The sequence below is a fragment of the Rhodococcus sp. ARP2 genome, from assembly GCF_001029585.1.
GTDB classification, from domain to species: domain Bacteria; phylum Actinomycetota; class Actinomycetes; order Mycobacteriales; family Mycobacteriaceae; genus Rhodococcus_F; species Rhodococcus_F erythropolis.
Genome location: NZ_LEKE01000011.1, coordinates 1 through 12,180, shown reverse-complemented (window position 1 = coordinate 12,180; position 12,180 = coordinate 1). Strand labels below are relative to the sequence as shown.

Annotated in this window: 11 protein-coding genes and 2 rRNA genes; all 13 read right to left on the bottom strand. The window is 63.2% G+C overall.

The genetic code is table 11. The features are described 5' to 3' along the window. Positions 1 to 94: 94 nt before the first annotated feature. Positions 95 to 1,018 (bottom strand): site-specific tyrosine recombinase XerD, encoded by a 924-nt coding sequence (gene xerD / locus ABX74_RS02230; protein ID WP_019748588.1) that lies wholly within the window; start codon positions 1,016 to 1,018, stop codon positions 95 to 97. Position 1,019: 1 nt separating this feature from the next. After that, a complete protein-coding gene (locus ABX74_RS02225; protein WP_020907867.1) occupies positions 1,020 to 1,652 on the bottom strand; it encodes an NUDIX domain-containing protein in 633 nt (210 codons plus the stop codon). A gap of 6 nt (positions 1,653 to 1,658) precedes the next feature. After that, entirely contained in the window at positions 1,659 to 3,419 is a 1,761-nt protein-coding gene (locus ABX74_RS02220; protein WP_003946139.1) for a CTP synthase, read from the bottom strand. 156 nt (positions 3,420 to 3,575) lie between these two features. Beyond that, positions 3,576 to 4,529, bottom strand: a complete 954-nt coding sequence (locus ABX74_RS02215; protein WP_019748590.1) for a copper transporter — start codon at positions 4,527 to 4,529, stop codon at positions 3,576 to 3,578. Beyond that, positions 4,526 to 5,710, bottom strand: a complete 1,185-nt coding sequence (gene steA / locus ABX74_RS02210) for a putative cytokinetic ring protein SteA (protein WP_020907868.1) — start codon at positions 5,708 to 5,710, stop codon at positions 4,526 to 4,528. Before steA ends, ABX74_RS02215 begins: the two co-directional genes overlap by 4 nt. 86 nt (positions 5,711 to 5,796) lie before the next feature. Then, on the bottom strand, positions 5,797 to 7,575 hold the full coding sequence (gene recN, locus ABX74_RS02205) for a DNA repair protein RecN (RefSeq protein ID WP_003946143.1): 1,779 nt from the start codon (positions 7,573 to 7,575) through the stop codon (positions 5,797 to 5,799). Between the two features lie 2 nt (positions 7,576 to 7,577). Further along, positions 7,578 to 8,525 carry an NAD kinase gene (locus ABX74_RS02200; protein WP_019748593.1) on the bottom strand — a complete coding sequence of 316 codons (948 nt, stop codon included), beginning with the start codon at positions 8,523 to 8,525 and terminating at the stop codon, positions 7,578 to 7,580. Further along, positions 8,522 to 9,379 (bottom strand): TlyA family RNA methyltransferase, encoded by an 858-nt coding sequence (locus ABX74_RS02195; protein WP_047888121.1) that lies wholly within the window; start codon positions 9,377 to 9,379, stop codon positions 8,522 to 8,524. Before ABX74_RS02195 ends, ABX74_RS02200 begins: the two co-directional genes overlap by 4 nt. A 1-nt stretch (position 9,380) precedes the next feature. Next, the gene (locus ABX74_RS02190) at positions 9,381 to 9,623 is read right to left on the bottom strand and encodes a hypothetical protein (RefSeq protein WP_019748595.1); all 243 of its coding nucleotides are present in this window, start codon (positions 9,621 to 9,623) and stop codon (positions 9,381 to 9,383) included. A 76-nt stretch (positions 9,624 to 9,699) separates the two neighbouring features. Further along, complete coding sequence (locus ABX74_RS02185) at positions 9,700 to 10,683, bottom strand: HAD-IIA family hydrolase (RefSeq protein ID WP_047888120.1); 984 nt, start codon at positions 10,681 to 10,683, stop codon at positions 9,700 to 9,702. Further along, complete coding sequence (locus ABX74_RS29800) at positions 10,680 to 11,621, bottom strand: hypothetical protein (protein ID WP_073513327.1); 942 nt, start codon at positions 11,619 to 11,621, stop codon at positions 10,680 to 10,682. The genes ABX74_RS02185 and ABX74_RS29800 overlap by 4 nt, the downstream gene beginning before the upstream one ends. Before the next feature lie 61 nt (positions 11,622 to 11,682). Then, positions 11,683 to 11,799 (bottom strand): 5S ribosomal RNA (gene rrf / locus ABX74_RS02170). Between the two features lie 159 nt (positions 11,800 to 11,958). Further along, positions 11,959 to 12,180: ribosomal RNA gene (locus ABX74_RS02165) — 23S ribosomal RNA — on the bottom strand; the annotation flags it as partial.

Below are 12,180 nucleotides of genomic sequence, written 5' to 3'. Positions count from 1 at the left end.
CCCCCGAAACTGCGGTGGAGGCCGCTCGCGCTCCTTGAACGCTACCGCTTACATCACCGAATGGTCTCGCAGACACGCATGAGCCAACCAACGCCTAACGGGCGCGTGGGTGTGCCTGAGCCCACACTTCGCGCAGCGCTGTGACGGTGACCAGTGTGTAGATCTGCGTCGTGGTTACCGAAGCGTGACCGAGAAGTTCCTGCACGACACGTACGTCCGCGCCGCCGTCGAGCAGGTGGGTGGCAAACGAGTGCCTGAGCGTATGGGGTGAGACGTCCGCCTTGATCCCGGCCGACGCGGCCGCGTCCTGAAGAATCTGCCATGCACTCTGACGCGAGAGGCGTCCCCCGCGAGCGTTGAGAAAGAGGGCAGGAACACCACGCGTCGCGAGGCTGGGGCGCCCGCGGACGAGATACGCGTCTACGGCGGCGATCGCCGGCCTGCCTACGGGGACGATCCGCTGCTTGCCGCCCTTGCCCTTGAGCAGCACGGAACGGGTTTCGGTGTCGATGTCGTCGACGTCCAGATCGATCGCCTCGGTGATGCGTGCTCCGGTCGAGTACAGAAGCTCGAGCAGAGCGCGATCCCTCAGGTCGCGGGGCCCGTCACCGGCCGCACCGCCACCCGAAGCGTCGAGTAGGGCGATCACGTCGTCGAGCGGCAGAGCTTTGGGCAACTTGCGTCCGGGCGTCGGCGGCTTGACCGTTCGAGCCACATCGACACCGACCAGGCCCTCGGCGGCGGAGAACTTGTGGAATCCGCGGACCGCGATCAGGGTCCTCGCTGCCGAACTGGCCGCCAACGGTACGACGCCGGCATCTTTGTCACCCAGGCGCAGATGTGTCACGAATTCGGTGACGTCGTTCTCCGTCACGCCCGCGACGTCGTCGATGCCACGCCCGTTCAGGTACTCCGCATACCGATTCAGGTCGCGGCGATACGAAAGCAGAGTGTTGCGCGCAGATCCTCGCTCGACCGCTAGATGGTCGAGATACGAGTCCACCTGTCGGGCAAGCACTTCAGGCTCGCGACTTGCGTTCTCCGAATGCGCGAGGACGGTCGGGCCACGGTGCGTCGGCCGGGCGTAGCGGCTTTCCCGTCGAGCGTGCGGTAGCGATCGCGAGAATGCCCGATACCGCGGTGGCATTGACGATGTCGCCGCGCAGCGCCATGTCGACGGCGTCGGCGAGCGGAACTCGCGAAATCTCGAGATCGGCTTCTTCGTGTTCGGGATCGTCGCGCTCCACCTCGTGCAGACCCTCGGCGAGGAAGACGCGAACCGCCTCGTCCGTGAACCCGGGTGAGAGAGCTACATCGACCAGCACCGACCATCGGTCGGCACCGAGTCCGGTTTCTTCGCCCAGCTCACGCGCTGCCGCCTCGACCGGGCTCTCCCCCGCAGCGTCGAGCAGACCGGCAGGGATTTCCCACAACCGGTGCCCGAGCGGGTGACGGTACTGGTGAATCAGCACCAGGTTGTCGTGCTCGTCCAGTGCCACGACGGCAACGGCGCCGTGGTGTTCGACGACTTCCCGATCGGCACGCTGACCACCAGGCATCGCAACGGTGTCGACGCGCAACGCGATGATCGCGCCGGTGTAGACCGTCTTGGAGCCGAGGGTGTCGAATTCGTGCCGACCGGGATCGCTCATCTGTGGCTAGACCTTTTCCACGTTCTCGACTGCAGCGTCGAGCGCTGTCTCGGTGGCAGCGGTGTCGATCTTCTCGTCACCGTGGACGTCGACGGGCAGGCGCTCTTCGAGCTTGTACGTCAACGCTGCTTCGACGAAGGCGGCGAACAGCGGGTGCGGGCGCGTCGGGCGGCTCTTGAGCTCCGGGTGTGCCTGGGTGGCAACGAAGAACGGATGCTGCTCACGCGGGTACTCGACGAACTCGACCAGGTGACCGTCCGGCGAGGTTCCGCTGAACTGCAAGCCGGACTTGGCAATCCGGTCGCGGTAGGTGTTGTTGACCTCGTAGCGGTGACGGTGACGCTCGGAGACGTCCTCGGTTCCGTAGGCCTGAGCGACGACGGAACCCTTGGTCAGCACGGCCGGGTATGCACCCAGACGCATGGTGCCACCGAGGTCGGCGTCACCGGCGATGACGTCTTCCTGATCAGCCATCGTGGAGATGACCGGGTGCTTGGTGTCCGGCTCGAACTCGGCCGAGTTGGCATCGTCGAGGCCGACGCTGCGAGCAGCTTCGATGACGACGCACTGCAGACCCAGGCACAGACCCAGCAGCGGCAGCTTGCGCGAACGTGCGAAACGGATCGCGCCGAGCTTGCCCTCGATGCCGCGAATGCCGAAGCCGCCCGGGATCAGAACACCGTCGACGTCACCGAGAGCGGCCTGCGCTCCGGCTTCCGTCTCACAGGCATCCGACGGAACCCAGGAGATCTCGACCTTCGACCGGTTGGCAAATCCACCGGCGCGCAGTGCCTCGGTGACGGAGAGGTATGCGTCGGGCAGGTCGACGTACTTGCCGACCAACGCGACGCGCACGGTCTCACGCGGCTGGTGAACACGATCGAGGAGGTTGCCCCACACGGTCCAGTCGACGTCGCGGAACGGGAGACCGAGCTGGCGAACGACGTAGGCGTCGAGGCCCTCACGGTGCAGAACCTTCGGGATGTCGTAGATCGAGGGAGCGTCGGGCGTCGAAATGCAGGCGTCGACGTCCACGTCGCACATCAGCGCGATCTTGTTCTTGAGGCCCTGCGGAACGTCACGATCGCAACGAAGGATCAGCGCGTCGGGCTGAATGCCGATGCTGCGCAACGACGCAACCGAGTGCTGCGTGGGCTTGGTCTTGAGTTCTCCGGAGGGGCCGAGGTACGGCACGAGGGAGACGTGCAGGAAGAAGACGTTGTCGCGGCCGACGTCGTGGCGGACCTGGCGAGCGGCTTCCAGGAAGGGCTGCGATTCGATGTCGCCGACGGTTCCACCGATTTCGGTGATCACGACATCCGGGCGGTGTCCCTGCAGATCCGGGCCGCTCATCTCGAGGATGCGACGCTTGATCTCATCGGTGATGTGCGGGATGACCTGAACGGTGTCACCGAGGTACTCGCCACGACGTTCCTTGGCGATGACCGTCGAGTACACCTGGCCGGTGGTGACGTTCGCCTGACCGGACAGGTCACGGTCTAGGAACCGCTCGTAGTGCCCGACGTCGAGGTCGGTCTCGGCACCGTCTTCGGTGACGAAGACCTCGCCGTGCTGGAAGGGGTTCATGGTGCCCGGATCCACATTGAGATAGGGATCGAGCTTCTGCATGGTCACGCGCATTCCCCGCGCGGTCAACAACTGTCCCAGGCTCGAGGCGGTCAAACCTTTGCCGAGCGAGGAAGCTACACCTCCGCTGACGAAGATGTGCTTGGTGGCGGTACGCGTGTTAGTGCGTGACTGTGGCAAAGGGGCTCCCGTGACGACTGTGCAGGGCTTGGTCTGATGAAGCATGCTGGGGCCTGCCGACCCACGGGATTTCACGGTAACACCTATCGGGGGTCGGTGCCTACAACGCGCCGACTTTCCGCCCCCGATGTGACCGGCGTATCAATACCGGGGTGTTCAGTTGGTGGGTGCGCCGACGGTAACCGCCGCCGCTCCCGGTCCCGTGCCGTAGCGGCCGGCGCCGCCGTTCAACTGTTCCTGAAGTGCCAACGGCGTCGTGATCTTGCCCGATTCCCGGTCGATGTTGTCGATGGTCGTCAAGCCCGCTGAGAGCGCCGCGTCCGCACGCGCGACGGCAACCGGACCACTGCCCTCGGCCGAGCCAGGCCGGCCCGCGAGAATCGTTCCTGCGCCGCGTCCGTCGAGAGCACCGGCAAACCGGGCGATGACGGCGCCGCGGTTACCCGTGGCTGCGTCGGATTCACTCTTGTTGTCGCCGGTGAGAACCACGGCGAGCTGAGCCGGCTTGACCGCTCCGTCGTCGTAGCTGATGAAACCGGCGCTACGCAGCGAGTCGAGCGCGAGATTCATCTCGTCCGGAGTGCTCTGCGGTTCGCTGTTCTGCCCGTTGAGAAGCAGAACCGAACCGAGCAGATCACCTGCGAGACTGCCCTGATCGACCGCACCGGTCTTGAGGGTGATCCCCGCAGGGATGACATTGGTGACGACGGTCCGCAAACGGTCACCGCCGGTGGCGTCGACAAACGAATCGGTGAGCGAGACGCGTCCGGTCACGGCGCCGCCGGCGGCAGTGACGAGTCGGTTGACACCGTCGAGATCACTGGGATCCGCGTCCGGTGCCGTGATGACGACGACGGTGCGACCAGCGAGACTGTCACGCACGACGCGACCGCCGACAGCGGCATCGAAGCCGTCCGCGGAATTGAGTTGCTGCTGAAGCTGATTGGACTGTTGATTGAGGTCTTCGATCTCGTTCTGCAGGTCCGCCTTGTCGTCACGCAGACCGGACAGCAATCCACTCGACAGCATTCCGGAACCGAGCACCACGCCGATCGCGAGTGCCAGAAAGATTGCCGCTATGGAAATTGCATGTTGACGCATCGAAATCACTTGAAGAGCCCCTGAACCCACAGCGCGAAGCTGTTCCACGTTGCGATTGCCCAGTCGAGAACTTCACTACCGGCATTGGACACGACCAGGGCGACGATCACTGCCACCAGGGCGGCGAGCACCAGGAGCGCGATCGCGCCGCCGGACACTCGACTTCGATACAGAGTTGCGACGGCCTTGGCATCGACCAGTTTCGGTCCAACCTTGAGCCGTGTCATGAACGCCGACGGATTGCTTTCACGACGCCCACGGTCGAAGAACTCGTCCAAGGACACCACGTTGCCGACCGTCACGATCAGTGAAGCTCCGTGGTGATCGGCAAGCAGCAGGGCAAGGTCGGTCGGTGAGCAGGTCGCCGGGAACGTCATCGCCCCGATACCGAGATCCTGGATTCGGGAAAGCCCCGCCGCATGACCGTCCTGGTCTGCAGGCAGAACAACTTCCGCGCCGGACTTGAGCGTGGAACTGGTGATTTCCTCCGGGTCGCCCACGATCAGATCGGGGCGGTATCCGGCCTTGCTCAACACGTCCGCACCTGCGCCGACACCGATCAAGATCGGCGAATACTCCTTGATGAAGGGCTTGAGGTTCTTCAGATCGGTCTCGCGTTCGGGGCCGTCGGAGACGACCACGACATGGCGGTCCTTCAAGTCGATATCGATGTCCGGAACACCGATTCCGTCGATGAGCAACGGGCTTTCGGTGCGGATGAACTCGATGGTGTTACCCGAGAACGCTTCCAAGTGATCGACCAGGCCGGTCTTGGCCTCGATCATCCGGTCGGAGATTTCGGCCTCGGTCTGCTCTTCGCCCTTGACGAGGCTCTTCTCGCCGTTGAAGATCTCGCCCTCGTGCAGGCGGATCTTGCTTCCGTCCTTGATGTTCTTGAAGACATCACCGTCGACGGCATCGATCAGAACGATGTCGTTGGCGACGATCACTTCCGGTCCGAGGTTGGGGTACCGCCCCGAAATCGACGGCGACGCGTTGACCACGGCCATGACTCCGGCTTTCACCAGAGCATCGGCGGTCCGGCGATCGATGTCGATTTCGTCGAGGATCACGATGTCTCCAGGACCGACACGGCGCAGAAGCTTCGCCGTGTTCCGATCGGCCCTGGCGATGCCACTGATCCCAGGCAAGGATTCGGTGTTACGTGAGAGCAATCCGGGCATCTTCATGGCTTCGATGATGAACCTGAAACCGCGTTGACCGGTGGAGGCGCGCCGACAACTACCACATCAGTCACACCAACACCACAGAACCTTCAATCTGTGACGCGGGCCGCATTCGCGATCTCGAGCAGTTCTTCGGCGTGCGCACGACCGGTTTCGGTGTCGTCCAGCCCTGCCAACATACGGGCCAATTCGACCACCCGATCCGAATCCGACAAGGTCCGCACGCCACTGCTCACCACTCCGCCTTTGTCGTCGACCTTGTCCACCACGAGGTGGGTGTCGGCAAACGCAGCAACCTGCGGAAGGTGGGTGACAACGATAACCTGATGCGTGCGAGCAAGTTTCGCCAATCGGCGGCCGATCTCGACAGCAGCGCGGCCACCGACCCCCGCGTCCACCTCGTCGAAAACCATCGTCGCACCGGTGTCGCTACCAGCGAGAACAACCTCGAGCGCCAGCATGACGCGTGACAGCTCACCACCGGAAGCGCTCTTACTGATCGGAAGTGACGGCGCTCCACTGTGCGCGGACAGGCGAAATTCCACCTCGTCGACGCCGGCAGACCCGGCATGCAGGTCTACTCCCCCGACACTGAGCGGCGCCGAGTCCTGCGGGCCGGCAGGCTGCGAACGCACAGTCACCTCGAGGCCCGCACGTCCCATCGCCAGACCGGCGAGTTCCGCGCTGACGGCTTTGGCGAGCTTTGCCGCCGCCTTTACTCGCGCGGCGCTCAGCTTGGTAGCGGCTTCCGCGGTCAGGCCAGCCGTCTCCTCGACCTGCTTGGCCAACAGTGACAACGCATCCGAGGACACGTCGAGTTTGGATAGACGAGCGCGAGCAGTATCTGCCCATTCGAGAACACCGTCGACATCGGCGGCGTACTTGCGAGTCAGAGTCTTCAGTTCCGATTGCCGCGACAACAAAGAGTCCAGAGCACCCGGGTCTGCGGGCAGCCCGGACAGGTAGGTGTTCAGGTCACCGGCAACGTCGGTGACGACGGCAATAGCGTCGGCCAACCGGGAACCGAGGCCGTCCAGATCGGCGTCGGTGACCGACTCGATGCGCGCCCTCGCTTCGGACATCAGGTCTAGCGCCGGCATGACACCGACGTCGCCGCTTGCCATGTCGTCACTACCGGCGAGCGCAGCGTGCGCCTCTTCGGCAGCGGAGCGGAGCGAATCGAGTTCACTGAGTCGACGAACTTCGGCAACGATCGCCGTGTCCTCGCCGGGCTCGGGTGCCACGCCGTCGATTTCGTTGAGCGCGAAGGTCAACTGATCTGCTTCTTGTGCCAGTTCACGAGCCTTCGACGTGCGCTCGATCAACTCCGAACGAGCATCGAGCCATTCACGACGGTGTTTGCGGTACCTCGTCAGTAGCGTTCCGATTGCCTTGTCCCCGAAGCGGTCCAGCGCGTTGCGTTGCTGGTCGGGACGAAGCAATCGCAGCTGATCGTTCTGTCCGTGGACAGTCAGAAGTGGGTCCGTGAATTCGGAGAGAACTCCCGCCGGCACGCTTCGTCCGCCGAGATGAGCCCGTGACCGCCCATCGCTGCCGACTGTCCGGACGGCGATGATGGTCCCGTCCTCGTCGCGCTCGGCGCCGGACGATTCCAGGATTCGGACGATCTCACGCTCGGTGGCCGGTGAGACGTCGTCGGCGATGAATCGTCCTTCGACAACGGCTCGCGACGCGCCCAACCGCACTCGACCGGCATCCGCTCGCGCTCCGCTGAGGAGGTGCAAGCTGGTGACGACCATCGTTTTACCTGCGCCGGTTTCACCGGTCAGGACGGTCAGGCCCTCGTGAAACTGGGCGCTGGCCTCGGAGATCACACCAAGACTGTCGATACGGATCTCTGCGAGCACGATTAAGGCTTCCTTCCTCGCCATCCGGTAACCGGAAGCTCGAACTTGCGAACCATCCGATCAGCGAAAGGCGCAGAGTCCAACCGGACCCACTTGACGGGAGTGGCGCCGCGAACGATCTCGACGCGAGCGCCGGCAGGCAGTTCCAAGGTACGACGGCCGTCGCAGAAGACCAGGCCGTCGTGGCTGCCTGCGACGGTCTCCACCGCGATGATCGAATTCGGGCTGGTGACCAACGGCCGCGCGAACAGCGCATGCGCGTTGCTGGGTACGACGAGCAATGCTTCGAGTTCGGGCCACACGACGGGGCCGCCTGCGGAAAATGCATAAGCGGTCGAGCCTGTGGGAGTTGACACGAGAACACCGTCGCAACCGAACGCGGACACCGGTCTGCCATCGACTTCGAGGACAACTTCGAGAACTCCCAGACGCGAACGGTTCTCGATACTGGCCTCGTTGAGCGCCCACCCGCGGTCGATGATCTCGTCGTCCACCCGAATCACGACGTCGAGTGTCATACGGGACTCGACGCGATATTCCTTGCGAACTACCTGTGCGAGAGCCTCGTCGAGATGCTCGGCCTCGGTCTCTGCCAGAAATCCGATCCGTCCGAGGTTGATGCCCAGTACAGGAATGGACGCTTCTTGAGCGAGTTCGGCGGCGCGCAGAAACGTGCCGTCGCCACCGAGAACAAGTACCAACTCGCATCCAACGGCAGCATCAGGGCCGGGATGAACAACCGTGACGTCGAGACCCGGCGCAGAGAAACCCTCTGGTTCCGTCATTGCTTCGATGCGCGAGCTGTCTGCTTCGTCGACGAGGACTCGCAGTCCAATTCCCGCGCGCTCGAAGATCTTCCCGACCCGCTTGGCAGTTTCCGTGATGTCACGTCGACCAGGGTGTGCGACAAGAAGGATCTCGCGCGACTCGCCGTTCGTGACCGCGTTCACTGGGGCCCTTCCTCTACAGCCTTGCGAATCATGTCCTCCACCGCAGGAATTCCCTCGGTGTTCGTCTCGGCGTCGGTATCCGTCTCTTCATCGCCGGATGTACCCGTCTTTCGAAGCCACAGGAAATACTCGACATTTCCCGACGGACCGGGCAATGGGCTGGCCACGACACCTAACGTCCGCAGACCTACCTTTGCAGCAGCCTCCGACACGTCGAGCACAGCGGAGATTCGCAATTCCGGATCTCGTACGACGCCACCGGCACCGACGCGGTCCTTGCCCACCTCGAACTGAGGCTTGACCATCGGAACCAGGTCCGCGCCGTCAGCGGTACAGGCGACAAACGCCCCGAGTACCAGTTTGAGAGAGATGAACGACAGGTCCGCGACAACGAGATCGACAGTTCCGCCGATCGTCTCGGCATCGATAGCGCGAACATTGGTTCGGTCGATGACATGCACTCGGTCGTCGGACTGCAGGCGCCACACCAATTGGCCGTAACCGACGTCGACGGCGACAACTTCCTTCGCACCGCGTGTCAGCAGAACGTCCGTGAACCCGCCGGTGGAAGCGCCGGCGTCGAGGCACCGGCGACCTTCGACCGTCAATCCTTCGGTACCGAAGGCGTCAAGGGCACCGATCAGTTTGTGAGCACCGCGCGACGCCCACGAGACTTCCTGCTCCACCTCGACGACCCGAAGCGGCGTTCCGGCTTCGATCGCCGTCGCGGGCTTGGTCGCAACGGCTCCGGAAATGAGAACTCGGCCCGCGGAGATCAGTTCCTGCGCATGATCTCTCGATCGTGCCAGACCGCGACGGACCAATTCGGCGTCCACCCGTGCTCTACGTGCCACGTCAAGCCCTGTCCACAGAGGCGAGTGCCTGGACGAGCACCTCGTGTGCCTGTTCCAAAATATGTGCCTTCTGCGGAATCACACCTGCTCCGTGATGATCGTTCGGATCGTGTTCGATGCCGCCGAGGCGTGCCAGCAAACCGTCGACGTCGGAACGTATTCGTTCCGGATCGACGGTAGGGCGTGACCCGGGCAGCGGTGATCCGTTGCTCGAGTTTCCGGGGTGCGGTGTCGGCGTGCTCATCGGGCACAACGTTAGTGCATGACTCTCGGTTGCGCATACACCCGCACCCCCGCGAGTCGAACACATTTGCGAGAAATCAGACGAGCCAGGAAGCAAACAGATCCGCCACGCCGGCATCCGACGCTTCCAGGGTCTGGAACGACGGATTAGCCCATGCGACAGGCGCAACCGCACGTAGAAGCGACATCTCGTGCCCGACAACCGGGCCGTCGACAACCAGCGCCGACCCGTTCACGGAGACAGACCACTTGGAGTCCGCACCGACCAGCGATTCGACGGCCGGCTGATTGAGCGAATCCAGAGTTGCTGCAATGTAGGTGGGGCGCTGCTCAATCGGCGCCCGCAGTACGTCGCCCGGCGTGCTCACACCGGTCAGTACCAACAGTGAGTCGATCGAAACAGCATGTGCGCCTTCGATATCAGTGTCCAAGCGATCACCGACGACCAGTGGACGCGAGCACCCACTGCGTGCAAGCGCATCCTCCATCAGCGGTGCAGCAGGCTTGCCTGCCACCAAGGGTTCCTGCCTCGTGGCGGCGCGCAGAGCCGCCACCATCGAGCCGTTGCCGAGCACCAAACCCCGTTCCGACGGCAGTGTGGTGTCCAGGTTCGCAGCCACCCACAGCGCCCCGGCCCTGATCGCCAAGCATGCCTCGGCGAGGATCGACCAGTTGGTCTCCGTCGAATGTCCTTGGACGACTGCAACCGGGGAATCCGCGAATTCGCGCACCGGAAACAACCCGACGCGTGTCACCTCGTCGGCCAATGCGTCGGTACCGACGACAAGTACGGCGGCACCGGGTTCGAGACGCTCAGCCAACAGGCGCACCGCCGTTTGAGAACTGGTGACCACGCGATCGTCTTCGGAATCGAAACCGAGTTCGGTCAGATGCGCGGACACTGCCGAAGGCGAGCGACTCGCATTGTTGGTCACGTAGTACAGAGCCTGCGTACCCTGACCCAACGCAGCCTGGGTGCCGGGAATCGCATGAGCTCCGGCGTACAGCGTGCCGTCGAGATCGAGCAAAAGTACGTCGTACTGAGTACGAAGCACGGTCACTGATCTTCTCCGGTCAACTCGGCCACCCGTTCTTCAGCATCCGTGTCACCCTCGAGGTCTGCAGCTGCAGCATTGAGGAACCACTTCAATCCGTCTTCGACACGACCTGCTGCAACGAGGGCATCAGCGTACGCATAGAAAAGCCGAGCCGCCGCTTCACCGGTACGCGCTGCGTCAAGATCCTTGGTCTGCAGTGTGACAACTGCCTGATCGAACTGACCGAGATCCATGCGGGCGCCGGCGACCACGATCCTCAACTCCGAAGCCTCGTCGCCGGAAAGCAGGGCAGCCTCGTCGCTACGGCCGAGCTCGATGGCGCGTTCGGGTCGACCCAAACCGCGTTCGCAGTCGGCCATGACAGCGATCAGACCCGGTCCACCAGCCATTCGTCGGGCAGCGCGAAGCTCGGAGAGAGCTTCAGCCCATTCACCGGCGTGGTACGCGGTGATTCCAGCAGCTTCACGAACGACCGCAATTCGGCCGGCGCGCTGACGAGCAGCGCGCGCGTGGAGCAGTGCAAGTTCCGGGTCTTCGTCGACAAGCTTGCCTGCCATGACGAGGTGACGCGCAACTGTGTTGGCGTTGTCCTTGTCGAGGCTGAGCAGATCCCGACGCACGGCCGGGTCCAACTCGGTGGGCTCTACGTTGTCGGGCAAATCCGGTTCGTCAGGTCGTGCTTGCTGACGGTTGCGGTCGCCGTCGCGTCCACGAGGGGTGAACCCACCCTCGCCGCCGCGACGCTGTCCGCCGTTGAATCCGCCGCCACGGTTACTGTTTCCAGCACCGCCACGGTTGTTGTCTCCGGCACCACCGCGGCGGTCTCCGCCTGCAGCGCCGCGTGATCCACGCCCGTCGTTGTCACGACGGGGGCCACCTGATCGAGGCGCTCCTCCCCCACGGAAGGACCGACGCTCGTCGCCATTCTCCGACACAGTCATTCCTCTCATACAACGCACGAAAGGGGACCCAATATGTTGGGTCCCCTTTCGGTTAACGGGTGTTCGGCGGTGTCCTACTCTCCCACACCCTGTCGAGTGCAGTACCATCGGCGCTGAAGGGCTTAGCTTCCGGGTTCGGAATGGGACCGGGCGTTTCCCCTTCGCTATGACCGCCGTAACTCTATGAAACTGTCACAGTAACCAACTTCTGATCACCTGGTTTCACCGTGCACCAACCCGAACCCGTTACCGGGTGGATGGATGACGGAGAAAACAGAGTTTCTCATCAGTATCTGTGTGTTGTTTCAGATACCGCACAGTGGACGCGTAGCTTCTTTGTGGTAAGTCCTCGGCCTATTAGTACCAGTCACCTGCATGCATTACTGCACTTCCAGTTCTGGCCTATCAACCCGGTGGTCTGCCGGGGGCCTTACCCCCTCGAGGGGGTGAGAAACCTCATCTTGGAACAGGCTTCCCGCTTAGATGCTTTCAGCGGTTATCCCTTCCGAACGTAGCTAACCAGCGGTGCTCCTGGCGGAACAACTGGCACACCAGAGGT